Genomic DNA, 24,915 nt, shown 5'->3' with positions numbered 1-24,915 from the left:
AGATTTCATGGCTGATTCGAACCAGACTAAAAAGCCGCTGCGCAGCCAGGCGTGGTTCGGCCTCAAGGACCGCGACGGTTTTCTGCATCGCTCGTGGATGAAAAACCAGGGCATTCCGCACGACGAGTTCGACGGGCGTCCGGTGATCGGCATCTGCAACACGTGGTCTGAACTGACGCCGTGCAACGCACACTTTCGCGAGCTCGCCGAGTACGTGAAAAAAGGCGTGCACGAAGCGGGCGGTCTGCCGCTCGAGTTTCCGGTCATGTCGCTCGGTGAGACCAATTTGCGGCCTACCGCGATGCTGTTTCGCAACCTCGCTTCAATGGACGTCGAGGAGTCGATTCGCGGCAATCCGATGGACGGCGTGATCCTGCTGGTCGGCTGCGATAAGACCACGCCCGCGCTGCTGATGGGCGCCGCGTCGTGCAATCTGCCGGCGCTGGCGGTGTCCGGCGGGCCGATGCTCAACGGCCGGTTTCGCGGCAAGCATATCGGTTCGGGCACGGGCGTCTGGCAGATGTCGGAGGAAGTCCGCGCCGGTTCGATGACGCAGGAAGAATTCACCGAAGCCGAGTCGTGCATGAACCGCTCGCGCGGCCATTGCATGACGATGGGCACGGCGTCGACGATGGCCTCGATGGTCGAATCGCTCGGCATGGGCTTGCCGCACAACGCGGCGATTCCCGCCGTCGACGCGCGCCGTCAGGTGCTCGCGCATCTCGCGGGCCGACGCATCGTCGACATGGTTCGCGAGGATCTGACCATGGACAAGATCCTCACGCGTCAGGCGTTCGAAAACGCGATTCGCACGAACGCGGCGATCGGCGGTTCGACCAATGCGGTGGTGCATCTGATCGCGCTGGCCAAGCGCATTGGCGTGGAGTTGTCGCTGGAGGATTGGGAGCTGGGTTCGAACGTGCCGTGTCTGGTGAATCTGCAGCCGTCGGGTGAATATCTGATGGAAGATTTTTACTACGCGGGCGGTTTGCCGGCGGTGTTGAAGCAGATGGGCGAGCAAGGTTTGTTGCATCGCGAAGCGCTGACCGTCAACGGTAAAACGATCTGGGACAACGTGCGCAACGCGCCGAATCACGACGAGAAAGTCATCACCACGTTTGCCGAGCCGTTCAAGCCGAAGGCGGGCATCGCCGTGCTCAAGGGCAACCTGGCGCCGAATGGCGCGGTGATCAAGCCGTCGGCGGCGACCGCGCAGTTGCTCAAGCATCGCGGCCGCGCCGTCGTGTTCGAGAACATCGAGGAACTGCACGCGAAGATCGACGACGAGTCGCTCGACATCGACGAGCATTGCATCATGGTGCTCAAGGGCGCGGGCCCGAAGGGCTATCCGGGTTTCGCGGAGGTCGGCAACATGCCGCTGCCGAAAAAGGTGCTGCAAAAAGGCATCACCGACATGGTGCGGATTTCCGACGGCCGCATGAGCGGCACGGCCTACGGCGCGGTGGTGCTGCATGTGTCGCCGGAAGCGGCAGCGGGCGGCCCGCTCGCGTTCGTGCAAACCGGCGACATGATCGAACTGGACGTCGAAGCGCGCCGTCTGCACCTCGACGTTTCCGACGACGAACTCGCCCGCCGGCGCGCCGCATGGCAGCCGCCTGAGCCGCCCAAACGCGGTTACTACAAGCTGTATGTCGAGCACGTGCTGCAAGCGGATCAGGGCGCGGATCTGGACTTTCTGGTCGGCTCGAGCGGCGCGCCGGTGCCGCGCGATTCGCATTGATCGCCGCGTTGATTGACGTGTTGACTGGTGTGTTGGCTGACGAATGGATTGATTGAACCTGCGCTTTGCGAGAAGGCGTACTGCCGATGTGGGCCGATAAGCCGCATCGGCCTTTTTGTCCGCGTTCGCTTCTGCGTTCGCCTCTGCCTCTGCCACGAATTAGCTGCCCGCACAAAATAAAATCGGCTGGGCACATAATGCCCAGCCGATCCATTACTCACAGGTCCACCGCCTCCGGCTTTCAACAGTCAGAGAATTTAATTGTCAGACACAGCAACTCATTCCGGCGCGAGGCCGGAATGACGGCGTTCAGCTTATTTTCAATTTATTGTTTGATAAAGCGATCGTTTGCCCAGAGGCCTTCCGTATCGCTATTGCCGGAATTCACGAATTCGACGTCGTGGCCGACTACGCGCACCACGCGGAAGCTCGAGTTTTCCGGCGTGGAAACGCATTGATATCCGGAGAAGAATTCCTGCATCTTCTGCTGTTCGCCAGCTTGCGCATGTACGTCGGCGGCGTCGAGTTTATCTTTCGACAGACAGCCGTACGCATTGGCTTTGAACTGGATGGTTTGCTGCGGCTTGATCATGACGTCTTGCGCCTGAACAGTCGCGGCAGCCAAACCCGCAATGGCGAAAACAAGGGCGATTCGCGTTTTCATATTTTCCTCCGGTGCGGGTCGGGAATACTCAGGTTAGCTATGTATTTAACTTTAACGTCCCACCCGCAACTTGCACTTTAGGAGAATGGCGAAGAACGACAAGCACATCTTGTGTGCGGTCGCAACAGTGGCGAATTGTCGCACCATGCGTCATGGCTGCTTAAACATTGAGCAGCCGCTTAAATGGTCCGAATGGCGGTGGATAACTGACGGGCGCGTAAAGCACGGCGCTTTAACCAGTAAAGCTTTGCGGCGCGTATTGGCGTAAACGAGCAGCACCAATTAAGCGATTTACTACATTTGATTTGCGGACTTGGTGCATTGCACACAAAGTCATTCAGATGACCAAAGCAAAATCGCGAAATAACGGTGTACGTGCAGAAGATAAACGATGCCAGGCCGCGTCGCCGGCGCGCGTGAGCGACGCCCGGCGACCCTCAGGCGTTCACTTGACGCGCTGCTTCGACGCGAAAAACTCCGCCTGGAACAGGCACATGCGCAAGGCGTTGTGATAGCTGCCGTTGCCGAAAAACTCTTCGATCAACTCGGCCTCGTGGCGGAAGCCGCACTTTTCGTAGACGTGGATCGCTGCGGTATTCGACTTGTCGACGATCAGATACACCTTGCGCAGATTCAGCACCGAAAACGCATAGTCGATCGCTAGTTGAGTGGCGACGGTCGCGTAGCCGCGACCCTGCGCGTGCGGCGCGATGATGATCTGAAATTCGCCGCGCCGGTGAATATAGTCCAGCTCGATCAACTCGACGACGCCGACGGTTTGCCCCTCGTTGTCGATCGCCACGAAGCGGCGCTCGCGCAGATCGTGCACGTGCTGATCGTACAGTTGGGTCAGTTCGGAGAAGGTTTCGTACGGTTCCTCGAACCAGTAACGCATGATTTTCGCGTTGTTGTTCACTTCGTGAACGAAGCGCAGATCGGTACGCTCGAGCGGACGCAAGGTGAGGTCGTTGCTGCGTTCGGTGGTCATGAGATTCCCCTTGAGAATTATTGGTCTGGGCGCGCGAGGCCGGTGACGGCGCATCAAGCGCGCTCCGGTTAGTCAGGGCGCGTGGCCGGGAGTTCGTGTGACGTGCCGCGCGGCGCGGCATGAGCGCGTGGCGAACCGAGGCGGTGTGCGGGTTTGGCACGGGTGGGGCGTCGCGTTGTCGCAGGTGGGCTGCCGCGTGTTTATGCGTGGCGCGACACCGTTCGGGCACAGGCGGTGCTCTACAATGAAATCATGCTCCTGCGATCGGAGGCCACCGTGATCGAGCACTTGATTCTGGGCGTTTTTCTGGTGATTCCGCTGCTTATCGTCGCGTTTCTTTTCTCCGACGAATTGTGGCAAGAACACCGCCATCTCCACGAGATGCGACCTGCGCACGTTAAACCGCGGCGCATCGACTGGCGGCATCCGTTGCGCCGCACGCGGCCCAGGGCTTAACGCGCCGCTTTGACCGATCGCTGATCCTCTTGGGTGCCGCGCGGCACGAATCGACGCTACCGTTTTAGAATGACGGCCCGTTGAACAGGAGGTACTGTGCGCAAACTGATGTCTTTGATGCTGCTGGCGGCCACCGCCGCGACCTTCGTGCCGGCGTCTGCCGAGGCGCATTCCCATTCCCGGGTGGTGTGCAAACGCGTCTGGGTGCATGGCCGTCTGGTGAAACGTTGCCGCCGTGTGCCGCCGCCGCATCATTACCACCATCATCGTCGGCCGCCGCCACATCATGGCCCGTCGCCGTATCACCGTTGATCGATCACGAACCCGCCGCGCGCGGGTTTTTTTACGCGAGGCGCCAGCGTCGCAAGCGCCCGCGCCGCCGGTGCGCCAATAAAAAAGCCTGCCGTTTCGGGCAGGCTGAAAAAGAGATCCACACTCAATGCCTTGCGGGTACACAAGGCAGAGAGAAGTCTAACTGGTGAACGCGCGCCGCTGGTTTCATGCGCCTTTACAGTTATTACCGCGCAATACGCGAAGCCGCTCAGACTCAATCGGCACGCCAATGAGCGCGAATCCTTTGGGCGAGGGCTTCGAGCGTATCCGCGTCGGCGACCTCGCGGCCGTGCATGCGCAGCGGCTGGCCGTCCCAGCGCGGGATCACGTGAAAATGCACATGCGGCACGGTTTGTCCCGCCGCCGCGCCGTTGAACTGGCCGATGAACACGCCGTCGGGCCGCAAGGCCGCGCGTACGGCAATCGCCAGTTTCTGCGTCATGCGCATGCAGGCCACCGTCGACGCATCCGACAGCTCGAAAATCTCCGCCGCCGCCTCTTTCGGCACCACCAGCACATGGCCGTCCGCTTGCGGCATCAGGTCCATAAAGGCCAGCGCCGTGCTGGTTTCCGCGACTTTGATGCAGGGTAGTTCGCCACGCAGAATCCTCGCGAAGGGATTGCTGTTGTCGTAGTTCATTCACGCTTCCTTTCCTGGGTTGCAGGGACAGCTAGAGGGATGCCGCATTCGCCTCTATTGTCCGCCTCGACTGTTACAACGCGCGGGCTGCGCGCTTGATTGCCTGGGGCGGTTGGCCGAACGCCCGCAGAAAGGCGCGCCGCATTCGTTCGGTGTCGACGAAACCGGTGTCGACCGCGACGGCTTCCATTGAATGGCGGCCTGCCTCCAGCATGGCGCGCGCGGCCTCCACGCGCAACGCTTCAATCGCTTTGGCGGGCGATTGGCGGGTTTCGTCGCGAAACGCGCGGCTGAACTGCCGTGGGCTCAGATGCGCGACGTCGGCAAGCTGTTCGACCGTCAACGGCTCGCGCAGATGGTTCCTGGCATACGACAGCGCGCTCTGGATGCGATCGGATTTCGGCTCGAGATCGAGCATGGCGGAAAACTGCGATTGACCGCCGGTGCGCCGGTGATACACCACGAGCTTCTTGGCAATCGCGCGCGACACCGCCGTGCCGAGATCGCTTTCAACCAGCGCCAGACACAGGTCGATGCACGCGGTCATGCCGGCGGACGTCCACACGGAACCGTCGACAATAAAAATGCGGTCGTCGTCCACCCGCGCGCCGGGAAAGCGCCGTTGCAGTTCGCCCGAATACGCCCAGTGCGTGGTGGCGTGGCGGCCGTCCAGAATGCCGGCCTCCGCCAGCACGAAGGCGCCGGTGCAGATGCTGGTGGTGCGGCGCGACGCCGCGAGCGCGTCGTTCAGGAACGCCAGCATGCCGGGTGACGACGGCGCGATTTCCATCGCGCCTGTCACGACCACCGTGTCGTAGGCGGGATCGCCGAACGGGTGCGAGTTGACCTCGACGCCGGACGAACTGCGCACCATGCCGCCGTGTTCGGAAATCACCTCGACCTGATATTCGGGTTGACCGGCGACCAGGTTAGCCAGTTCGAACACCGAGATCGCGACCATGTCGAGGATCTGGAAGCCAGGAAAAACCACCACGCCGACGTGTCTCATCGCGATGTCCTAAAACGAGGTAAATACGACATTTGTGACGAGAGACTACGCGTCTAGACTTGCCTCGTCAACCTGCAGTGCGCGGCGAAAACGGCACGGCAGCGGCGGTTTCCGGTTTTTCCATTCATCTGAATCTGACAGGGCACAGGCGCAAGGCGCCACGCCCGCAAGGAGCGCTTCAAATGGCAACGCAAGCAAACAGCAAGGGCACGGCATTGGTAACGGGCGCGTCGTCGGGCATCGGCGCGGTGTATGCGGACCGCCTCGCGCGGCGTGGTTACGACCTGATCCTGGTCGCGCGCGATGTCGCACGGTTGAACGGTCTCGCCGAGCGTCTGAAGCAGGCCACCGGTCGCAGCGTCGAGACCATCGGCGCGGATCTGACCGTCAAGGCCGATACGCGCCGCATCGAAGACCGGCTGCGCGCGGACCAGAGCATCACCATGCTGGTCAACAACGCAGGCGTCGGCGCGACGGCGTCGCTGATCGATTCCGACGTCGACTCGCTCGAACAGATGATCGAGTTGAACGTGACGGCGCTGACACGCCTGACGGCGGCCGCCGTGCCGGGATTCGTCGCGCGGGGCAAGGGGATTCTGATCAACGTCTCGTCGGTCGTGGCGTTGTCGCCGGAGATGTTGAACGGCACGTATAGCGGCACCAAGGCCTATGTGCTGAATCTGACGCAGTCGCTGCAGCATGAAGTGGGCGACAAGGGCGTGCAGTTGCAGGCCGTGTTGCCGGGCGCCACCAGCACGGCGTTCTGGGACCGTGCCGGACTCGCGGTCGAGCATCTGCCCGCGCAGATCGTGATGACCGCCGACGACATGGTGGACGCGGCGCTGGCCGGTTTGGACCAGGGCGAACTGGTGACGATTCCGTCGTTGCCGGACGCCGCGGACTGGGAGCGTTTCAACACCGCGCGTCAGGACCTGAAGCCGAACCTGTCGCGTCAGCAGCCTGCGGCGCGTTACACGCGCGCCAACGCGGCTTGATGCGCTAGCGCCAATCCGTCGCCACGTCGTCGGGATCGACCAGAGTCAATCCCGACGATGGCAACGGCAGCGCGGTTTTATAGCGCACCTGCTTGAGCGCAAAACTCGAGCGGATGTTGGAAATACCCGGAATCTTCGTCAGATGATCGACAATGAAGCGCTCCAGCGTCTGCATATCCGGCATTACGACGCGCAACAGATAATCGGCGTCGCCCGTCATCAGATAGCACTCCATCACCTCGGGGCGCGCCGAAATCGCCTGCTCGAAACGCTGCAGCGCGTCTTCCACCTGCTTTTCCAGACTCACCTGAATAAACACGTTGATGCGCAGCCCGAGCGGCTCCGGATTGAGCAACGTGACCTGCTGTTTGAACAGGCCCAGCTTTTCGAGCGCACGCACGCGGTTGAAGCACGGCGTAGGCGACAGATTCACCGAGCGCGCCAGATCGGCATTGGTGATGCGCGCGTTCTGCTGCAACTGGCTCAGGATGCCGATGTCGATGCGGTCGAGCCGGCGGGGTGGCGTGGTCATAGATGAAATATTCCGTGTGGGCGGCGAATTTCGGAATAAATAACCTATCGCAGTGCAGGATCACAAGCAATTCAGACGCTCATTTTACGACCTCATGGTTACCATTGACTCACTCGATCTTGAGCCGAACGCGTCGATTGCGGGAGTGGTGCCATGACGGATTTGTCCAGCGGTAACGAGCAGGTGCGGGCGTTGAATGCGCAGCAGGTCGACGGCGCGGAGCAGGCGGACGACGATCCGCAGGAAACCGCCGAATGGCTGGACGCGCTCGATGCGGTGGTCGAACACGTCGGCCGCGAGCGCGCGCAGTTTCTGTTCGACAAACTGGCGAGCCACGCGCTGTCGCTCGGCGTCGAATCGGCGCGCACCAACGTCACGCCGTACCAGAACACGATCCCGTTCGAGCAGCAGCCGCGCTATCCGGGCAACCTCGAACTCGAGGAACGGCTCGCCGCCGCCTTGCGCTGGAACGCGCTCGCCATGGTGGTGCGCGCGAACAAGGCTTATGGCGAACTCGGCGGCCATATCGCGAGTTATGCGTCGGCGGCGGATCTGTTCGAAGTCGGCTTCAACCATTTCTTCCGCGCGGCCGCGCCGGACGGAGCAGAGGGTACCGGCGACCTGGTCTATTTCCAGCCGCATTCGTCGCCGGGCGTCTATGCGCGGGCTTACCTCGAAGGCTTTCTGTCCGAGGAGAACCTGCAGCATTACCGGCGCGAAATCGGCGGCCCGGGTTTGTGTTCGTATCCGCATCCGTGGCTGATGCCGGATTTCTGGCAGTTCCCGACCGGCTCGATGGGCATCGGCCCGATCAACGCGATTTACCAGGCGCGCTTCATGCGCTACCTGGCCAACCGCGGCCTCGCGCAAACCGATGGCCGCACAGTGTGGGGCTTCTTCGGCGACGGCGAAATGGACGAGCCGGAATCGACCGGCGCGTTGTCGCTCGCCGCGCGCGAGGGGCTCGACAATCTGGTGTTCGTGATCAACTGCAACCTGCAGCGTCTCTACGGCCCGGTGCGCAGCAACGGCCGCATTATCGACGAACTGGAGGCGCATTTCGTCGGCGCCGGCTGGAACGTGATCAAGGTACTGTGGGGCTCGGACTGGGACGCGCTGTTCTCGCGCGACCGCACCGGCGCTCTGCTGCGCGCGTTCGCGCAAACCGTCGACGGTCAATTCCAGACCTTCTCCGCGAACGACGGCGCGTATAACCGCGAACGCTTCTTTGGCCAGAACCCGGAACTGGCCGCACTCGCCGCGCAATTGAGCGACGACGATATCGACCGTTTGCGGCGCGGCGGTCACGACGTGCGCAAGCTGCACGCAGCCTATGCGAAAGCGTTGGCGCATCGAGGCCAGCCGACGGTGATCCTCGCCAAGACGATGAAGGGCTTCGGCATGGGCGCCGCGGGGCAGGGCCGCATGACCACGCATCAACAGAAGAAACTCGATTTCGACGACCTGAAGGCGTTTCGCGACCGTTTCCGGCTGCCGCTGACGGACGACGACGTCGAACAGGTGAAGTTTTACCAACCCGCAGCGGACAGCCCGGAAATGCACTACCTGCATGCTCGCCGGGCGGCTCTTGGAGGCTATCTGCCCAGAAGGCGGAGAGTCGCATCGGCGGGGCTGATCGTCCCGCCGGTGTCCTCCTGGGGGCAATTCGCGCTGGACTCGAACGGCCGCGAGATGTCCACGACCATGGCGCTGGTGCGCATGCTGACCGCGCTGCTGAAGGACAAGGAAGTCGGCTCGCGCGTGGTGCCGATCGTCGCCGACGAAGCGCGCACCTTCGGCATGGCGAACATGTTCCGCCAGGTCGGCATCTATTCGCCGCTCGGGCAGTTGTACGAACCGGAAGACCTCGGTTCGATGCTGTACTACCGCGAGGACACCCAGGGCCAGATTCTCGAGGAAGGCATTTCGGAAGCGGGCGCGGTGTCGTCGTGGATCGCGGCGGCGACGTCGTACAGCGTGCACGATCTGCCGATGCTGCCGTTCTACATCGATTACTCGATGTTCGGTTTCCAGCGCATCGGCGATCTGATCTGGGCGGCGGCGGATCAGCGCGCCAGAGGTTTTCTGATCGGCGCGACCTCGGGCAAGACGACGCTCGGCGGCGAGGGTTTGCAGCATCAGGACGGGTCGAGCCATCTGGCGGCATCGACGATTCCGAATTGCCGCGCTTACGATCCGGCGTTCGCCTACGAGCTTGCGGCGATCGTCGACGAAGGCATGCGCGAGATGGTCGACGCGCAGCGCGACGTGTTCTATTACGTCACCGTGATGAACGAAAACTACGCGCAGCCTTCGGTGCCGGGTGGCGATTGGCCGGCGGTGAAAGAGGGGATCCTGAAGGGCATCTACGCGTTGGGCGCTCAGCAGGAAGGTACCGCGAACGCCAGGGTGCAGTTGCTCGGCGCGGGCGCGATTCTCGGCGAAGTGATCGCGGCGCAGCAGATGCTCAAGGACGACTGGGAGATCGACGCTGCCGTGTGGAGCGTCACGAGTTTCACGGAATTGCAGCGCGACGGCATGGCGGCGGAACGGCTCGCGCGTCTTGGCGGCGATGATGCTGAAACGCCCTACGTCACGCAAGCGCTCGCTGCCTCGCAAGGTCCGATCGTTGCCGCAACCGATTATGTGCGCGCGGTGCCCGAACTGATTCGCGCCTACATGCCGCGCCGCTATGTGACGCTCGGCACCGATGGTTTCGGCCGCAGCGATACGCGCCAGGCGCTGCGCGAATTCTTCGAAGTGGACCGCCGCTCCATCGTGATAGCCGCGCTAAAAGCGCTGGTGGACGAGGGGGCCGTCGAGGCAAGCGTGCTCGCCGGAGCGCGTGCCCGATATCTGGGTGACGCAGCGCCCGGCGCCGCGTCCTGGCAACGCTGAACGATCAGTCGCTCACCGCGACCTGATTCTTCCCATCCCGCTTGGCGCGATACAGGCCGACGTCGGCGGCTTCGATCAGCCTGGTCACCGGCTCGGTCAAGGACGGCACCAGCGTCGCCGCGCCGATGCTGATCGTCACCACGCCGATCGCGGAGCCCGCGTGCGGAATCATGAGCCCTTCGATCGCGATGCGGATCTTCTCGGCAAGCAGCCGCAAGCCGCCCGACGACGTGCCCGGCAACACCACTGCGAACTCTTCCCCGCCGAAGCGCGCGGCGAGATCCGGCGAGCGGCCGAGGCAAGCCTCGACGGTCTGCGCGACACGCTTGAGCACTTCGTCGCCGGCCACATGACCGTAGGTGTCGTTGTAGGCCTTGAAGTTATCCACATCGATCATCAGAAAGCCGAGGCCGGTCTTGTCGCGTGTGGCGCGGCGCCATTCGGCGGCCAGATACTGATCGAGGTAACGGCGATTCGCCAGCCCCGTCAGACCGTCCGAATGCGTGAGCCGCTGCAACTCCAGGTTGGTGGCGAGCAACTGCTGTTGCGACTGACGCAGCGCCTGATAGGCCTCGTCGCGTTGCAGCAGGTTCAGATACGAGCGTGAGTGGTAACGAATCCGCGCGATCAACTCGATGCGGTCCGGCAGCTTCACCAGATAGTCGTTGGCGCCGGCGGCGAACGCCGCGCTTTTCACCAGCGGCTCTTCCTTGGTCGACAGCACGATGATCGGAATGTCGCGGGTGGCCGGATTCTGCCGGTATTGGCGCACCAGCGTCAGACCGTCGGTGCCGGGCATCACGAGGTCTTGCAGGATCACCGTGGCGCGCGTTTCTTCGGCGCAGCGCACGGCCTCTTCTGGCGACGCGCAGTAGTGGAAATCGACGCTCGGCTCGCCGGCCAGCGCCAGCCGGATTGCTTCGGCGATGATCGCCTGGTCGTCGACCAGCAACACCATGATCGGGCATTCGGCAGCAGGCGGATTACCGAGGATGCGAGCCAATGCGTCGTCGACGGCGAGATTGGGGGCGTCCTCCGCTTCCAACGCTTGCGCCTGCGCGCTCGCGTCGTCTTCTGCGAGGTCCTGCGCGGCGGCGTTCCGATGCGGTTTAGGAGTGTCCATGATGTTCAGCCAGAATGAATGTCAGTGAATCGAAGCATGCCCAGATGCGCTCGCGCGGTCAGTGTGCGCCAATCACGGACTGATCGCAGCCGTGAGTGCAGTCGCAATCCTCGGTAATGGCAGGATCCTGACGGCGGCGTCGAGCGCGGCAGCCGCTTTCGGCATGCCGTACACCGCGCAGGTCGCTTCGTCCTGCGCGATCGTGTGATAGCCCTTGGTGCGCATTGCCTTGAGGCCGATCGCGCCGTCGCGGCCCATGCCCGTCAGCAGCACGCCGACGGCGCGCGCCGGCCAGCGTGCCACCACGCTGTGAAAGAACACGTCGACGGAAGGGCGGTACGGCGTTTCTTCCGGCACCCGCGTGTAGCCGAGCACGTTCGGCAACTTGAGATGCAGATGATCGTCGGTGGCGGCGAGCAGCACGACGCCCGCTTGCGGCCGGTCGCCTTCGCGGGCGATCCGTACCGGCAACGCCGATTGCTGGTTCAGCCAGTCGGCCATGCCGGCCGCAAAGGCCGCGTCGACGTGCTGCACGATTACGGTCGCCGCCGGAAAATCTTTCGGCAGACCGGCGAGCAGCGTGGCAAGCGCGGCGGGACCGCCCGCCGACGCGCCGATCGCCACCAGCGGCGTATCGCGGCTCGTCGCGCTGGCGGGCGCGCCGGCAGCGGCCGCGCCGGGCGCGATGCGTTCCTTGACCAGCGCGCCGATGCGGTCGATCTTCGCGATCAGTGTGGCGATGCTTTTATGCGCGTCGGGGCCGCTCAGCGACGGCGTATCGACGGCGTCGAGCGCGCCCGCGCCCATGGCTTCATAGACGCGCCACGCGTTCGCGCCGACGTCGACGGTGACGATCAGGATCGCGCACGGCGCGCGCGCCATGATGCGGCGCGTGGCCTCGATGCCGTCCACATTCGGCATCACCAGATCCATCAGCACGATGTCGGGCCGCTGCGCGGTGCAGAAATCGACCGCCTGCTGGCCGTCTTGCGCGACCCATAGCACGTCGTAGTCGCGGCGCGCCGCGAGCGCGTGGCGCAGCGCCTCGATGGCGAGCGGCATGTCGTTGACGATTCCGATTTTCATCCGTTTTACCCCCGGGCTTAGCCGTAAGCTTCGCCAATCAGATCACGCACCGCATCGAGTAGTGCTTCGTCGTGAAAACTGCCTTTCGCCAGATAGTAGTCGGCGCCGGCGTTCAGGCCGGCGCGACGGTCTTCTTCGCGATCTTTATAGGAAACTATCATCACCGGCAGCGACTGCAACTGCGGGTCGCGCTTGATCAGTGTGACGAGTTCGATGCCGTCCATGCGCGGCATGTCGATGTCGGTAATCACGAGGTCGAAGCGCTCGCCGCGCACGGCGTTCCAGCCGTCCATGCCGTCGACGGCGATCGTCACGTCGTAGCCGCGCGTGGCCAGCAGCTTGCGCTCGAGTTCGCGCACGGTGAGCGAGTCGTCGACCACCAGCACGCGGCGGGTGGTGCGTTGTGCGACCTGCGTGACGCCGTGTTGCGTGTGCTTCAGATCGCCGCCCGCGACGAGCCGTTCGACCGAACGCAACCAGTCGTCGACGTCGGCGATCAGCACCGGGTCGCCGTTTTCCATCAACGCGCCGGCGGTGATATTGCGGACCTTGCCGAGCCGCGGGTCGAGCGGCTGCACCACCAGCATGCGCTCGCCGAGAAACCGGTCGACCACCACGCCGTACGTGTGCGGACCGTCGCCGATCACGATCATGCTGACGGCGTCGCTTTGATCGGCGGGCGGTGCCGTGTCCAGAATCTGATGCGCGGTGACGACGCCGATGCGCTGGCCGGCGAAAGCGATGTGCTGATGGCCTTCGAGTAGTTCGATCTCCGCGCGGTTCACGTTCAGCGTGCGATTCACGTGCGCGAGCGGTACCGCGTACGGTTCGCCCGCGACTTCGACCAACAGGCTGCGTATCACCGACAGCGTGAGCGGCAACTGCAGTTGCACGCGCGTGCCGAGGCCGGGTTCATGGGTGATGCGCACGGTGCCGCGCACGCGTTTGACGACGTCGTGCACTGCGTCGAGTCCGACGCCGCGGCCGGACAGATCGGTCACCTGGTCGCGCAGCGAGAAGCCGGGCAGCAGCAGGAATTCGAGCAGTTCGGCTTCGGACAGACGCGCGGTGGTTTCGTCGCTCGCCAGTTTCTTGTGCACGATCGACGCACGCAACGCGTCGAGGTCGATGCCCGCGCCGTCGTCGGAGACGGTGATGAGCAGCGCGCCGGCAGTGTGGCGTGCGTCGAGCGTGAGCGTGCCTTCTTCCGGCTTGCCGCGCGCAAGGCGGACCGCGGGCGCTTCGATGCCGTGGTCGAGCGCGTTGCGCAGCATATGGCCGAGCGGCGCCTCGAGCAGATCGAGAATGTCGCGGTCCACCTGAGTCGATTCGCCGACCAGTTGCCAGCGCACCTTTTTGCCGAGCGAACGCGCTACGTCGCGCACCATTCGCGCCAGTCCGCCGGTGCCGTCGCCGAACGGGCGCATCCGGCATTGCAGCGCGGCGTCGTAGAGTTGCTGCGACAGGTGGGTCGAGCGACGGTCGAAGCTTTCGAGATCGGCTAGCCGCTCGGCAAGCAGGTGCTGCGATTCGGCGGTGAGACGGCGCACTTCTTCGAGCGCGGCCTGGGCGCGCGGGTCGAGCTTGAGGTCGGCGAGCGTTTCGTGCAGTTGGTCGAGCGCGCGGGTGCCGTCGCGATGGACCCGTTTGATGCGCAGCATCGATTGCGCGAAGGGTTTCAGCCAGCGCGATTCGACCAGCGATTCGCCGGACAGCGACAGCAGGCGGTCGAGGTTGTCGGCGCGGACGCGCAGCATGCGGCCGGATTCGGTGGTGGTGGTTGCAGTAGTCGCAGTGGGCGCGGCGTTCGCGGCGGGTGTTGCGGGCTGCGCGGTGATGGCGTTGCCGGCGATGGTCTCGACGGCCGCCGAGGACGCAGAAGGCGGCAGGGCGATTGTTGGATCTTCGGGTGCGGCCGCAGTTGCAGGTGCGTTCGCAGGTGCGGACGCGCTCAACTTCGCTTCAGCGCGCAGCGCTTCGGCCAGCAGGTTGAACGCGGCGTCGGGGTCGAAGGCGGGGGCTGTGTTGCCGGCAGCGGTTGATGGTGTCGTGGTGCTCGATGCGGATGCCGCAGGCGTGGCGGACATCGCGGGCGTGGAACCGGAAGCGGCCGTGGCGCCGGCAACCGACGCCGAGTCGGTACTTAGCGCAAATCCCCCCCGCGTCGTCGCCCCATGCGGCGGCACACTCGCCATCCGCGTATGCAATGCCGCCACGCAGTTGCTGACCGCATCGCGCGACGATTCATCCTCGTCATTGCCGATGCGCGCGATGATATCCACGCCACGCAGCAACTCGTCGATCCACGCCGCGTCGAGCAACGCGCGCCCGTCCTGCGCGGCGACGAAACACTCCTCCATCTCGTGCGCGAGTTCGACGCCGACCTGCACGCCGACAATCCGCGCCGCGCCCTTCAGCGAATGCGCGGCCCGCATGCAGGCTTCGAGCGCGGCGGCGTCGCGCGGCGCGCGGTCGAGCGCAAGCAGGCCGTCGTTCAGCACACGCGCCTGAGTCCGCGCTTCTTCGCGGAAAAGATCGATCAGCGACGGGCGGCGCGGGTCGTCCGTCATCCGAGACTCCGGTTCAAGGTGTCGAATAGCGCGTCGGCGTCGAGCAGGCCGACGCTCATGCCGCGCCACGGCGCGACCGCGCGCGTGTGCGCGGCGGCCGCTTGCGACAGCGTGGCGGGCGGCGGGCAGAAACTGTCGAGCGCGATCCGGTGCACGCCGTCGACCTGATCGACCGGCAACACCGCGTGTTCCTCGCCGCGCGAGATCACCAGCAGACGTGGCAGGTCTTGCCGCGTGCGTTCGTCGCGCTTGTCGTGTTTTTCGCGGTTGCCTTGTGCAGCGCCGCCGGCATCGAAACCGAGCAGATGCGCGAGCGACATACACACGAGCAACTCGCCCTGCACATTCACCACGCCCAATACCGCGCGATGCTGCCGATGCGGCAACGTATGGATCGGCCGCGTCTGCACGATGCGCTTGAAGATCGGCGTGGGCAGCGCCAGCCATTCGTCGCCGATACGAAAGACGAGGAAGGATTCGCTCGCGCTTTGCCCTTCGTGCGTTGAGCGTGTCTGACCCGGCACGCGAGCTTCATGCCGCGCGAGATCGACGCGCGGAATCGGCCGCTCCAGCAATCGGGCCGCAGCCGCTTCGAACACCGGGCAATTCAGGCAGCGAACATACTCGTCGAGACGCTCGCACGACGAATCGCCGCGCACGCCGATGCGGTTCCAGCAATCGTCGAAACCGATCGTCTGCGTATCAACCACGTGACGCTCCCTGTGTGCGCGACGCGCGTTGCATCAGCAGACGCGCGCCATTGCGGTCGCCTTCGAGTTCGAGCAGCGTGGCCAGATGGGCAAGCGCTTCCGTGTGCTGCGGATCGAGATAGAGCGCCTTGCGATAGTGGCCGCGCGCGAGGTTCGTTTCGCCGTTGGCATCGGCCAGGACGCCGAGCAGATAAAACGCGTCCGCGTGCGGCGCGTGTTGCTCCAGATAAACGTTAATCGCCGTGGCGGCTTCCGCGAGACGGCCGGCATTGGCGAGCGCGTGCGCGGCGTCCAGACTGTCGCGGGCGGCGTTGATCGGCGTGGCGACGGTTGGTGGCAACGCGTGGTGCGTTGGCGCTGAAGTCATTGGCTTCAGTGCCGGCAGCGAATGGCCGTGAAGCGGCGCGTACAGCGTTGCGTCGCTGAGCGCCGTGGTGGGCCCAGCGGCGCTGCTGCCGTTGAACGCCGCCTGAGGCGCGGCGCCATTGAGCGATGCGCGTGCAACCGGATCGGGCCACGCGAACGGCTCCGCGGAGAACACCTGCAAGGGCGCAAGCGCGGGTACCGGTGTGGGTGTCATGGCGAGCGCGGCCGCGGTGGCGAGCGGCGCGGTGTGCCAGCCGTTCAACGGCGTTTCGCCGGACGCCGCGCGATGGAAGGCGAACGCCAGCGGGATCTTCGCGGACTGCATGCCGTAACGCATCAGCAGCCCGGTTTCCGCCGGACCGACGAACAGCGTGCCGTTTTCGGCAAGAACGTTATTGAGCGCTTGCAACGCGGTTTGCTGCGCCTCACGGTCGAAGTAGATCAGCACGTTGCGGCAGAACACGAAGTCGTAGACGCCCAGCGCCGCCGTGTCGAGCTGCATCAGATTGGCGCGCGAGAATCGCACCGTATCGACGATGCGCGGCGCGAGACGCCAGCCGTCTTCGGTGCGCGTAAAGTGCGCGTCGCGAAACGGAAACGCGTTGCCGCGAAACGAATTGCGGCCGTAGTGCGCACGTTGCGCGACGGCGAGCGATCGTTCGCTGATATCCATCGCGTCGATGCGCAACTGGGCGGCGTCGATGCCCGCATCGAGCAGGCTCATCGCGATCGTGTACGGCTCTTCGCCGGTCGAGCACGGCAGGCTCAGAATGCGCAGCGGCAGCGCGTTGCCGCGTTCATACAAGCGCTCGTGCGCGAGCCGCGCGAGGGCCTTGAACGCGTCGGCGTCGCGGTAGAACCAGGTCTCCGGCACCACCACGGTTTCGATCAGCGCCTGCACGATGGCCGGCGACGCGAGCGCCGCGTTCCAGTAGTCGGCGAGCGTGGCGTCGGCGTGACCGTCCGCGTACCACGCCGCGGCGCGCCGGTCGACCGCGCGCTCGATCGCGCTATGGCCGAGCGACGCCGCGTCGAGTCCCATGGCCCGATGCAGCAATTCGGCGAAGCGTCGGTACAGCGGCGCATTGTCGTGGTGCGCGTTCATGCGTGCGCCTCGGGAAACAGCAGCGCTTTCACGTCGTCCGGCAACAGATGCTCGACGCGAATCCATTGCACCAGACCGCCGGCCTCGCTCGCGACCGGGCCGAGATAGCGCGCGTGCGGCAGGTCGATGCCGGCGTCGTGGAACGCGTCGGCCTCCAGACGCAGCGTGCGGGTCGCGCCTTCGAGCAGTAATGCAAGCAGGCGCACGCTGCCTGCGTACGGATAGCGCACCAGCACCACGCGCGTCGACATGAGTTGCGCGGCGGGACGGCCGAGCGCGAGCGCCGGCAGATCGATCAGCGGCAGCGGCGCGCCCTCGTGGTCCAGCACGCCGGCGACCCATGACGGCGCACCGGGGATTCTCTTCGGCGGCGACTGCGGCGTGAGCGGCATCAGACGCTCCACCTGCGTCGCGTCGATCACGTAGCGTTCGCTATCGAGCGTGAAGAGGATGAAGAGCATCGGCGTGGGCGGTGGCGGGACGGGGACGGTGTCTGGCTTCGTTGCGCGGGCTGCCGCGCGTCAGGCCGTGACCTTGAAGCGCGACACGCCGGTGCGCAGACTGTTGGCGACGTGCGTCAGATCGTCGATCGCCTGGGTCGACTGGCGCAGCGATTCCGCCGTTTGCTGCGCGGCCTCGGAAAGCTGCGTCAGCGCCTGGGTGATCTGCTCGGCGCCGGTCGCCTGGGTCTGCATGCCTTCGTTGACCATCGAGAAGCGCGGCGCGAGTTGCTGCACCTGCTGGATGATCTGCGTGAGATGGCCGCCCACGTTCTGCACGTCGAGCATGCCGCGCCGCACTTCTTCAGAGAACTTGTCCATGCCCATCACGCCCGCGGCCACCGCCGACTGGATCTCCTTGACCATCTGTTCGATGTCGTAGGTCGCAACCGCGGTCTGATCGGCGAGGCGGCGAATTTCGGTCGCCACGACCGCGAAGCCGCGGCCGTATTCGCCGGCTTTTTCCGCTTCGATCGCCGCGTTCAGCGATAGCAGGTTGGTCTGATCCGCGACCTTGGTGATGGTGGCAACGACCTGGTTGATGTTGCTGGCTTTCTCGTTGAGGATCGCGAGCTTCGCGTTGACCGAGCCGGCCGCTTCCATCACGAGGCGCATGGTTTCTTCCATGCGCGCGAGACCGGCGTGACCGGTGCCCGCGAGCGCCGCCGACTGGCCGGCGACTTCCGAGACTTCGTTCATGGTGCGCAGCAGATCGCGCGATGTCGCGAAGATCTCGCGCGAGGTGGCGCCGATCTCGGTGGTGGTGGCGGCGGTTTCGTTCGCCGTGGCCTGCTGTTCGCGCGAGGTCGCGGCGATTTCCGTCACCGACGTGGTGACCTGCACCGCCGATTTCTGCGCCTGGCCGACCAGCGCGGTGATTTCGTCGGTCATGCGGTTGAAGCCCGTTTCGAGCGCGCCGATTTCGTCCGCGCGGTTCAGTTGCAGGCGTTGCGTCAGGTCGCCCGTGCGCATGATGTCGACGACCTGCAGCACCTTGGCCATCGGCGTGGTGACGGCGCGCAGCAGCCAGTAGCCGGACAGCACGGCGACGGCCGCGGCGAGCAGCAGCATGACGAGCAGTACGATGCGGGTGGCTTCGACCGAGCCGCGAATGCTTTCGGCGGACGCGTCCGCGTAGCTCTTGTTGTTGTCGACCAGCTTGCGCACCGACAGCCGGCCGGTTTCCCAGATCGGCGTGAGTTGCGTGTTGAAGATGCGCGCGGCGTTGTCTTTCGAACCCGGCAGGACGTTCAGTAACGACGCCTGGATCGGCAAATACTGCGCCTGTTGCTGGCGGAAATCGTTGAAGAGCTCACGGTCGACTTCGCGGAAGATGGTCGCGCTGTAGTCGTTGAGCAGCTTCTGGAGGGTCTGCTGGGTTTCCTGCAGCCGCGTGGTGTCGCGCTTGACCGTATCGGGGTCCGCGTCGACGTAGATCAGGCGCTGTGTGACGGAGTAGTTCTCGAACCACGCCGCGCGCATGGCGGTGGCGTAGTAGAGGCCGGGCATCGAGTCCTGCTGCTGGCTCTTCGCGTTGCGGTCGATGCCGCCGAGCTGTTCGAAAGTGACGATCGCCATTGTCAGCATCACGATCAGCACGATCCCGAAGCTGCACAGAATCCGTTGCCGGATGGTCCATTGTTTCACGCGCACGCCCCTTACTTTTGGCTTGGTCTCGAACCCGGTTAGTCGACGTGGAATGTCCCGGATCGAGGGATCGGAAAGCTTTGCGGGTCGCCGGATCGATCCGACGGCTTACGCGGCGAATTTTACATTGATCGGTGGATTGGGGGGCTGATCTCGTCGACGCTGGGACTTGCGGCAATCGTACGGCGCACGGCGGTTACACGGGTAATGTCCGGTTACCACTTGCAGCATCTATTTCTGCCCGCGCCCGCCACAATCCGTTCCATGCCTCAACGGCGGGAGTCGAACATGAAAAAGATCGCAGTGGCGTTGGTGATGATTGGGAGTCTGAGCGTGGCGGGGCAAGCCTCGGCTCATGGCAATGGCGGCGACGTGGTCGGTGCGCTGATCGGCGGCGCCTTGCTGGGCGCGGTGGTGACCTCGGCGTTGAATCCGGCGCCGGTGGTGGCTTACCCGCAACCGGTCTACGCGCAGCCTGTGTATGCGCAGCCGGCGTATCAGCCCGCGCCCGCCTATGCGGGGCCACCGCCGGGATACTGCTATGACCGCTACAGCGGTGGCTATGTCGCGTGCGAAGCGCCGCCGCCGCAAGCGCAATACGGGTATCCGGGCTATCCGCAGCCTCAGCCGGGTTGGTGAGCGTGGGCGTGCTCGACGCGCGCCGTACGAGCATGAAAAAGCCGTCGCTTTGTTGAAGCGACGGCTTTTTGTTTCCTATGCCGCTTAGTGCCGGTGATGCAGCCACTCCGCATAGTGCGTGTCGAGCCAGCGCTCGAACCGTGGCGGCCTGGTCTTGTGGTGATAGTGGGACGCCGCCCAGATAACCACGCCGACCAGCAGCATGACAACGGGTCCCAGCAAATAAGCCAACAATGATTCAGACATGGGAGCCCCCGTATCGGGTTGCGTCGGACTTTCAGTTTAGGCGATGAATCGCGGGAAAGAAGGGCGAAGTGATGTGCGTGGGGGCGTCCTATTCCTCTCACCTTTTGAAACGCCGCGAAGAAGGTAATTTCCTTTTTGTGATAATGGTTTAAGTCGGGTGTTTTGGGTCTTGTGTACCAAAAAGACGACTTGGTTGAGGTTTCTCGAAGCGGGTGTCGAGCCGGAAGCGTCGATCGTTAGACGCTGCTCAGCCGGTTTTCCGGCCGCTCTCGATGTGCGATTCGACGAAGTCTGCCCAGCTCTGCACGCGCGCACGCTGGTGCGCCGCATCCTGGTCCACGTCCTGACCCGCAGTTTCGGCGGATGCCGGCGACGCGGTTTCATTGGCGGCGTCGGCCGTTTGCGTCATGTTCCGCACATGCGCGGCCGCCGTGCGCCGGAAGTCATGTAGAACGAAATGCTCCACCTCCAGCCCCAGCGCCTTGATCGCCTGATTCAGCGTGCTCCTGGCAATGGGCCGGTCGCCGCCTCTGACGCTCGGGAATACGAAGTTTCCATTCGCCCTGGCATGCTGAAGCTCGCGCAGTATCGACACGGCCTGATGCGGCAGATGCACCAGCTGGTCCTGCTCTTTGTTCAGACGTGTGGCGGGTATCGTCCAGCACGCGCGGTCCAGGTCGAATTCGTCCCAGCGTGCTTCCACCAGATCCGATTTACGGGCCATCGTCAGCACCAGTAGATGCAGCGCCAGTTTCAGCGGACGGCGAATGCTCGACGCGTCGATAGCGCGCAGCATGACGCCGATCTCGTCGCCGGACAGCACGCGGGTACGGCTGTCGAACGTGGCGATGGAGCGCGCCGGAACGACGTCGGCCGGATTGCCGGTGGCGAGTTGCCGGGCGATCAGATACGCGTAGAGACGCTTGATCACGTTGCGCGTGTGCAGCGCCATTTTCGGCGAGCCCCGGCTTTTGATGCGCTCGCAGATTGCCACGACGTCGTCAGCCGTCACCGCTTTGATCGCCATGCCGCCGATGGCTGGTAACACGTCCTTGTCGAGCGCGCGACGGGTGGTGCGGCGATACTCGGCCGATTTGGCCGCCATTTCCGTGGCGAGGTACAACTCGGCGGCTTCGCGCAACACGTCGGCCTTGCTTTCGGCGCCCCGGTCCCGGCGCGCCGTCGCGACCGGCGAGACGCCTTGCGCCACCATTTCCGCATATTTCTGCGCCTTGGCGCGCGCGACGCGCAGCGAGATCATCCGATAGTCGCCGATCGTGGCGAGCGGCTGCCGGCGGCCGTTCAGCGAATAGCGGAAGCGCCAGACCTTGGTGCCGGTCGTCATGACTTCGATGACGAGGCCGTTGCCGTCCGCCACGCAATAACGGGTGGCGCGTGGTTCGAGCGCACGAATCTGGCTTTCGGTGAGCGGGACGGCGAGTCGGGGCATGCTGGGATCGCGGGTAGGTGGGCAGCAGGGATTTTAGCGCTTATGCTCGCTGTGTACCAAAGAATCCGTCTAATTTGGTACTACAGAGGTGACTTGAAGGTGGCCGTTCAGAATAGGATGGCTGATTCAAAAAGCCTATTTTGAAGCGGTATTTCATGAATCTGCCGAAAAAACCGGGTGCCCGCTACTTCCCGATACAAAACCGGCTGAAAATCACCCCGAGAAGATCGTCCGAACTGAATTCGCCCGTGATCGAATTCAGCTGATCCTGGGCGAGCCGCAGTTCTTCGGCAAACAGATCCAACGCCTGCGAGTTCTGGTCCGCGTGGGCGGCCGCCGTCGCGAGATGCTCCTCGGCGGCACGCAGGGCGATCAGATGGCGCTCGCGTGCCAGGTAAACGCTCTCCGCGCCGGCTTGCCAGCCGGCAATGCGCAGCAACTCGTGACGCAACAGCGCCACGCCGTCGCCCTGTTTCGCCGACAGCCGCACCTCGCTGAGTTCGGCGTCGACGTCGAGGGCTTGCTTTGCCGGCGCAAGGCCGGTCAGGTCGGTCTTGTTCAGCACGCGTACTACCGGCACGCCGCGCGGAAAGCGGTCGGCGATCGTTTTGTCCTCGGCGGTCATGCCGATGCGTGCATCGAGCAGATGCAACACCACGTCCGCGCGTTCGATCTCGCTCCAGGTGCGCGCAATGCCGATCTTTTCGACTTCGTCCTCGGTATCGCGCAGGCCCGCCGTGTCGATCACGTGCAGCGGAATACCTTCGATCTGGATGGTTTGCGCGACCTTGTCGCGCGTCGTGCCGGCGATCGGCGTGACGATCGCCAGTTCCGCGCCGGCCAGCGCGTTCAGCAACGACGACTTGCCGACGTTCGGCTGCCCCGCCAGCACCACCGACAAGCCCTCGCGCAGCAGCGCGCCCTGGCGCGCTTCGCGCAGCACGTGCGCGAGGCGCTCGCGAATCCGGGTGAGCTTGCCGCGGGCGTCGGCGGCTTCGAGGAAGTCGATTTCTTCTTCCGGAAAATCGAGCGTGGCTTCGACCAGCATGCGCAGCGTAATCACGTCTTCGACCAGCGCGTGGATGTCGCGCGAAAACGCGCCGTCGAGCGAACGGCCGGCCGAACGCGCGGCGGCTTCGGTGCTGGCCTCGATCAGATCGGCGACGGCTTCGGCTTGCGCCAGGTCCAGCTTGTCATTGAGGAACGCGCGGCGCGTGAATTCGCCCGGTTCCGCGAGACGCAGGCCGAACGCGCGGCCGGCGTCGACGCAACGCTGCAGCACGAGTTGCAGCACGACCGGACCGCCGTGGCCTTGAAGTTCGAGCACGTGTTCGCCGGTGTAAGAGTGCGGCGCCGGAAAGTACAGCGCGATGCCGCGGTCGAGCACGTTGCCGCTGCCATCGAGAAACGGCACGTAGCTCGCGTGACGCGGCGCGAGGGTTTGACCGGTGAGCGCCTGCATCAGCGGCTGGGCCGCCGCTTCTCCAGCGCGGCCAAACGAAATCCGCACGACACCGATGCCGCCTCGACCGGGTGCGGTGGCAATGGCGACGATGGGATCGGAATCGGTGGTGAGCATGGGGTGTCGGGCAGAAAACGGGGGAAGGGCGGCGCGGTATAGCGCTGGCCGCCGCGGCGCGAGGCATTGTAACGCGAGCGTTTGCCGGCGTTTGAGACGGGTGGCTTGCCGCTAAAGTGGCGCGCGGCATCGATCACTTTACCCCGTCGACCTAGACTTATCTCAATTAGGCTAGGAATGTGGCGCTCGGTTATGAGAATAATTAGGAGCGCATAGGCTGGCCGGATCGCCTGAAGGTCCATCCAGTAAGGAAAAGATCGAAAAAATTGAAATCGATGAAACGCGTTGCGCCTAGCGGGAGACAAGCTAAATTTATCTCAATTACGCCACGTCATAGCCCGCCGGGTTGTCAACAGAATGGACGCCGAATTGCACAATCCGGCGCATGCCGACCAAACAAGAAAAAGCCGCCTTCGCCAAGAGACTGAAGGGCCTGCTGGAACCGCTCAAGATTCGCGGTGGGACCAGGCTCGCCAAGGAATTCAACAAACACTATCGTGGCGAACCCGTGACGCCGCAAACCGCGCATAAGTGGCACTCGGGCACCACCATTCCGATGCCCGACAAATTGCGCACGTTAGCCGAGTGGCTGCTGGTGACCGAACATTGGCTTCGCTATGGACCGTCGCCAGGTATGGCCGCGAAGCCGCTCGCACGCGAGGAGAAGTATCCGCCGTCGCCCGAAATCATCGAGCTGGCTTCGAAGATCGGCGCGCTGAATCCGAAGGATCGATTTCTGGTCGAGGAGATGATCGTGCGGTTTTACGGAGAAGAGGCGGAAGAGGGTGAGAGTGGGACGTAGCGCGCGGCAGGGTGCGAGTGTAGTGGCTCGTCTCTCCCTGCTTTTGGCCTGAGGCGCCGCTTTATCTCAGCGATTCGGATTTATCTCAACTAAGCTAGGATTGTTACTGCGATTCTTGAGACAAATTAAGACTTCTACAACCGTAGCGCCGCTGCTGCGCCCGCCACATAAAGAAAAATCAAAAATTTCGCATTCGGTGAAGCGGCCTGTGTGGCGCGGGATACAAGCTAAATCTAGCTCAAATACGCTAAATCATAGCCCATATGGTTGTCAACTGGTTAGACGCTGAATTGCACAATCTGGCCCATGCCGACCAAACAAGAGAAAGCGGCCTTTGCCAAGAGGCTGCGTGACCTGCTAGAACCGCTGAAAATCCGCGGCGGGACCAAGCTCGCCGAGCAGTTTAATCTTCGTTATCACGGGGAGCGTCCGGTTACGACGCAAGCCGCTCACAAGTGGCTATCGGGCACCACGATTCCGAAGCCGGACAAACTGCGCATGCTGGCCGAATGGTTGAACGTGAAAGAGCATTGGCTTCATTACGGCCCGGCGCCGGGCGCGAATGCCAGGCCGCTCGCGCGGGGTGAGAAGTATCCGCCTTCGCCTGAAACGATCGAGTTGGCGTCGAAGATCGAGTCGCTTACGCCGAAAGACCGGTTCCTCGTGGAGGAGATGATCGTGCGTTTTTACGGCGAGGATGCGGCAGGAGAATAGCGGCGACGTTTGCCGGCCGAACTTTGCCGCGCCAAGCATGAAAAAAGCCGCCCGGTTTGCACCGGGCGGCTTTTCTTTTTTTACGCGCTGCAGCGGTTTTCAGTACCGCGATCAGTTGGCGT

Annotated in this window: 24 protein-coding genes; 8 read left to right on the top strand and 16 right to left on the bottom strand. The window is 63.8% G+C overall.

Annotated elements, in window-relative coordinates:
• Window positions 1–7: 7 nt before the first annotated feature.
• A complete protein-coding gene (locus BX591_RS15005) occupies window positions 8–1,741 on the top strand; it encodes an IlvD/Edd family dehydratase (RefSeq protein WP_111932215.1) in 1,734 nt (577 codons plus the stop codon).
• Window positions 1,742–2,066: 325 nt separating this feature from the next.
• Here the strand turns inward: BX591_RS15005 and sap1 are convergent, their stop codons facing one another.
• Entirely contained in the window at window positions 2,067–2,405 is a 339-nt protein-coding gene (sap1, locus tag BX591_RS15000; protein ID WP_035554244.1) for a surface attachment protein Sap1, read from the bottom strand.
• Between the two features lie 445 nt (window positions 2,406–2,850).
• Window positions 2,851–3,393 (bottom strand): spermidine N1-acetyltransferase, encoded by a 543-nt coding sequence (gene speG / locus BX591_RS14995; RefSeq protein WP_111932214.1) that lies wholly within the window; start codon window positions 3,391–3,393, stop codon window positions 2,851–2,853.
• A gap of 276 nt (window positions 3,394–3,669) precedes the next feature.
• Here speG and BX591_RS14990 point away from each other — a divergent pair, with 276 nt between their 5' ends.
• Complete coding sequence (locus tag BX591_RS14990; RefSeq protein WP_111932344.1) at window positions 3,670–3,849, top strand: hypothetical protein; 180 nt, start codon at window positions 3,670–3,672, stop codon at window positions 3,847–3,849.
• A 96-nt stretch (window positions 3,850–3,945) separates the two neighbouring features.
• Window positions 3,946–4,161, top strand: a complete 216-nt coding sequence (locus tag BX591_RS14985) for a hypothetical protein (RefSeq protein WP_111932213.1) — start codon at window positions 3,946–3,948, stop codon at window positions 4,159–4,161.
• Here BX591_RS14985 and BX591_RS36105 read toward each other — a convergent pair.
• The 3 genes from BX591_RS36105 to BX591_RS14975 all read right to left on the bottom strand — a co-directional run bounded on the left by BX591_RS36105 (window position 4,152) and on the right by BX591_RS14975 (window position 5,831).
• On the bottom strand, window positions 4,152–4,400 hold the full coding sequence (locus BX591_RS36105; protein ID WP_146749770.1) for a hypothetical protein: 249 nt from the start codon (window positions 4,398–4,400) through the stop codon (window positions 4,152–4,154). The two genes, BX591_RS14985 and BX591_RS36105, sit on opposite strands and share 10 nt — an antisense overlap.
• Window positions 4,397–4,822, bottom strand: a complete 426-nt coding sequence (locus tag BX591_RS14980; RefSeq protein ID WP_111932212.1) for an HIT family protein — start codon at window positions 4,820–4,822, stop codon at window positions 4,397–4,399. The genes BX591_RS36105 and BX591_RS14980 overlap by 4 nt, the downstream gene beginning before the upstream one ends.
• Window positions 4,823–4,895: 73 nt before the next feature.
• Window positions 4,896–5,831 carry a GlxA family transcriptional regulator gene (locus tag BX591_RS14975; protein WP_111932211.1) on the bottom strand — a complete coding sequence of 312 codons (936 nt, stop codon included), beginning with the start codon at window positions 5,829–5,831 and terminating at the stop codon, window positions 4,896–4,898.
• Window positions 5,832–6,013: 182 nt separating this feature from the next.
• Between BX591_RS14975 and BX591_RS14970 the strand changes: the two genes are divergently transcribed.
• Window positions 6,014–6,826, top strand: coding sequence for an SDR family NAD(P)-dependent oxidoreductase (locus BX591_RS14970; protein ID WP_111932210.1), 813 nt, complete (start codon window positions 6,014–6,016; stop codon window positions 6,824–6,826).
• A 4-nt stretch (window positions 6,827–6,830) separates the two neighbouring features.
• On the opposite strand, the gene BX591_RS14965 is transcribed toward BX591_RS14970, so the two are convergent.
• The gene (locus BX591_RS14965) at window positions 6,831–7,358 is read right to left on the bottom strand and encodes an Lrp/AsnC family transcriptional regulator (RefSeq protein ID WP_105512263.1); all 528 of its coding nucleotides are present in this window, start codon (window positions 7,356–7,358) and stop codon (window positions 6,831–6,833) included.
• 153 nt (window positions 7,359–7,511) lie between these two features.
• On the opposite strand from BX591_RS14965, the gene mdeB reads away from it, so the two are divergent.
• Entirely contained in the window at window positions 7,512–10,256 is a 2,745-nt protein-coding gene (gene mdeB, locus BX591_RS14960; protein ID WP_111932209.1) for an alpha-ketoglutarate dehydrogenase, read from the top strand.
• 4 nt (window positions 10,257–10,260) lie between these two features.
• Here the strand turns inward: mdeB and BX591_RS14955 are convergent, their stop codons facing one another.
• The 7 genes from BX591_RS14955 to BX591_RS14925 all read right to left on the bottom strand — a co-directional run bounded on the left by BX591_RS14955 (window position 10,261) and on the right by BX591_RS14925 (window position 19,369).
• Window positions 10,261–11,379, bottom strand: a complete 1,119-nt coding sequence (locus BX591_RS14955; protein ID WP_111932208.1) for a diguanylate cyclase — start codon at window positions 11,377–11,379, stop codon at window positions 10,261–10,263.
• Window positions 11,380–11,451: 72 nt separating this feature from the next.
• Window positions 11,452–12,465, bottom strand: coding sequence for a chemotaxis response regulator protein-glutamate methylesterase (cheB, locus tag BX591_RS14950; protein WP_111932207.1), 1,014 nt, complete (start codon window positions 12,463–12,465; stop codon window positions 11,452–11,454).
• 17 nt (window positions 12,466–12,482) lie between these two features.
• A complete protein-coding gene (locus tag BX591_RS14945; RefSeq protein WP_111932206.1) occupies window positions 12,483–15,035 on the bottom strand; it encodes a hybrid sensor histidine kinase/response regulator in 2,553 nt (850 codons plus the stop codon).
• The gene (locus BX591_RS14940; RefSeq protein ID WP_111932205.1) at window positions 15,032–15,745 is read right to left on the bottom strand and encodes a chemotaxis protein CheW; all 714 of its coding nucleotides are present in this window, start codon (window positions 15,743–15,745) and stop codon (window positions 15,032–15,034) included. The genes BX591_RS14945 and BX591_RS14940 overlap by 4 nt, the downstream gene beginning before the upstream one ends.
• Window positions 15,738–17,216 carry a CheR family methyltransferase gene (locus BX591_RS14935; RefSeq protein WP_111932204.1) on the bottom strand — a complete coding sequence of 493 codons (1,479 nt, stop codon included), beginning with the start codon at window positions 17,214–17,216 and terminating at the stop codon, window positions 15,738–15,740. Before BX591_RS14935 ends, BX591_RS14940 begins: the two co-directional genes overlap by 8 nt.
• A complete protein-coding gene (locus BX591_RS14930; RefSeq protein WP_111932203.1) occupies window positions 17,213–17,677 on the bottom strand; it encodes a chemotaxis protein CheW in 465 nt (154 codons plus the stop codon). Before BX591_RS14930 ends, BX591_RS14935 begins: the two co-directional genes overlap by 4 nt.
• Window positions 17,678–17,737: 60 nt before the next feature.
• Window positions 17,738–19,369, bottom strand: coding sequence for a methyl-accepting chemotaxis protein (locus tag BX591_RS14925; protein WP_176343079.1), 1,632 nt, complete (start codon window positions 19,367–19,369; stop codon window positions 17,738–17,740).
• A gap of 282 nt (window positions 19,370–19,651) precedes the next feature.
• Between BX591_RS14925 and BX591_RS14920 the strand changes: the two genes are divergently transcribed.
• Complete coding sequence (locus BX591_RS14920; RefSeq protein WP_111932202.1) at window positions 19,652–20,002, top strand: ecotin precursor; 351 nt, start codon at window positions 19,652–19,654, stop codon at window positions 20,000–20,002.
• A gap of 84 nt (window positions 20,003–20,086) precedes the next feature.
• On the opposite strand, the gene BX591_RS36475 is transcribed toward BX591_RS14920, so the two are convergent.
• From BX591_RS36475 to mnmE, 3 genes are all read right to left on the bottom strand, one after another.
• The gene (locus tag BX591_RS36475; protein WP_167444558.1) at window positions 20,087–20,248 is read right to left on the bottom strand and encodes a hypothetical protein; all 162 of its coding nucleotides are present in this window, start codon (window positions 20,246–20,248) and stop codon (window positions 20,087–20,089) included.
• 247 nt (window positions 20,249–20,495) lie between these two features.
• A complete protein-coding gene (locus BX591_RS14915) occupies window positions 20,496–21,698 on the bottom strand; it encodes a tyrosine-type recombinase/integrase (RefSeq protein WP_111932201.1) in 1,203 nt (400 codons plus the stop codon).
• 184 nt (window positions 21,699–21,882) lie between these two features.
• Window positions 21,883–23,277 (bottom strand): tRNA uridine-5-carboxymethylaminomethyl(34) synthesis GTPase MnmE, encoded by a 1,395-nt coding sequence (mnmE, locus tag BX591_RS14910; RefSeq protein ID WP_111932200.1) that lies wholly within the window; start codon window positions 23,275–23,277, stop codon window positions 21,883–21,885.
• Window positions 23,278–23,662: 385 nt separating this feature from the next.
• Here mnmE and BX591_RS14905 point away from each other — a divergent pair, with 385 nt between their 5' ends.
• A complete protein-coding gene (locus tag BX591_RS14905; RefSeq protein WP_111932199.1) occupies window positions 23,663–24,079 on the top strand; it encodes an XRE family transcriptional regulator in 417 nt (138 codons plus the stop codon).
• Between the two features lie 306 nt (window positions 24,080–24,385).
• On the top strand, window positions 24,386–24,793 hold the full coding sequence (locus tag BX591_RS14900) for an XRE family transcriptional regulator (protein WP_111932198.1): 408 nt from the start codon (window positions 24,386–24,388) through the stop codon (window positions 24,791–24,793).
• The last annotated feature ends 122 nt before the right edge of the window (window positions 24,794–24,915 follow it).

The organism is Paraburkholderia bryophila (assembly GCF_003269035.1).
Taxonomy (GTDB): Bacteria; Pseudomonadota; Gammaproteobacteria; order Burkholderiales; family Burkholderiaceae; genus Paraburkholderia; species Paraburkholderia bryophila.
This window is presented reverse-complemented; position numbering and strand designations above follow the sequence as displayed.

Bases quoted from the DNA above. Each gene is read 5' to 3' on its own strand.
- BX591_RS14945 (WP_111932206.1), bottom strand. From the start codon at position 15,035: ATGACGGACGACCCGCGCCGCCCGTCGCTGATCGATCTTTTCCGCGAA.
- BX591_RS14900 (WP_111932198.1), top strand. From the start codon at position 24,386: ATGCCGACCAAACAAGAGAAAGCGGCCTTTGCCAAGAGGCTGCGTGAC.
- mnmE (WP_111932200.1), bottom strand. From the start codon at position 23,277: ATGCTCACCACCGATTCCGATCCCATCGTCGCCATTGCCACCGCACCC.
- BX591_RS14930 (WP_111932203.1), bottom strand. From the start codon at position 17,677: ATGCTCTTCATCCTCTTCACGCTCGATAGCGAACGCTACGTGATCGAC.
- BX591_RS14955 (WP_111932208.1), bottom strand. From the start codon at position 11,379: ATGGACACTCCTAAACCGCATCGGAACGCCGCCGCGCAGGACCTCGCA.
- BX591_RS14920 (WP_111932202.1), top strand. From the start codon at position 19,652: ATGAAAAAGATCGCAGTGGCGTTGGTGATGATTGGGAGTCTGAGCGTG.
- BX591_RS14975 (WP_111932211.1), bottom strand. From the start codon at position 5,831: ATGAGACACGTCGGCGTGGTGGTTTTTCCTGGCTTCCAGATCCTCGAC.
- BX591_RS14980 (WP_111932212.1), bottom strand. From the start codon at position 4,822: ATGAACTACGACAACAGCAATCCCTTCGCGAGGATTCTGCGTGGCGAA.
- BX591_RS14905 (WP_111932199.1), top strand. From the start codon at position 23,663: ATGCCGACCAAACAAGAAAAAGCCGCCTTCGCCAAGAGACTGAAGGGC.
- BX591_RS15005 (WP_111932215.1), top strand. From the start codon at position 8: ATGGCTGATTCGAACCAGACTAAAAAGCCGCTGCGCAGCCAGGCGTGG.
- speG (WP_111932214.1), bottom strand. From the start codon at position 3,393: ATGACCACCGAACGCAGCAACGACCTCACCTTGCGTCCGCTCGAGCGT.
- BX591_RS14935 (WP_111932204.1), bottom strand. From the start codon at position 17,216: ATGAACGCGCACCACGACAATGCGCCGCTGTACCGACGCTTCGCCGAA.
- sap1 (WP_035554244.1), bottom strand. From the start codon at position 2,405: ATGAAAACGCGAATCGCCCTTGTTTTCGCCATTGCGGGTTTGGCTGCC.
- BX591_RS14915 (WP_111932201.1), bottom strand. From the start codon at position 21,698: ATGCCCCGACTCGCCGTCCCGCTCACCGAAAGCCAGATTCGTGCGCTC.
- mdeB (WP_111932209.1), top strand. From the start codon at position 7,512: ATGACGGATTTGTCCAGCGGTAACGAGCAGGTGCGGGCGTTGAATGCG.
- BX591_RS14965 (WP_105512263.1), bottom strand. From the start codon at position 7,358: ATGACCACGCCACCCCGCCGGCTCGACCGCATCGACATCGGCATCCTG.
- BX591_RS36475 (WP_167444558.1), bottom strand. From the start codon at position 20,248: ATGTCTGAATCATTGTTGGCTTATTTGCTGGGACCCGTTGTCATGCTG.
- cheB (WP_111932207.1), bottom strand. From the start codon at position 12,465: ATGAAAATCGGAATCGTCAACGACATGCCGCTCGCCATCGAGGCGCTG.
- BX591_RS14970 (WP_111932210.1), top strand. From the start codon at position 6,014: ATGGCAACGCAAGCAAACAGCAAGGGCACGGCATTGGTAACGGGCGCG.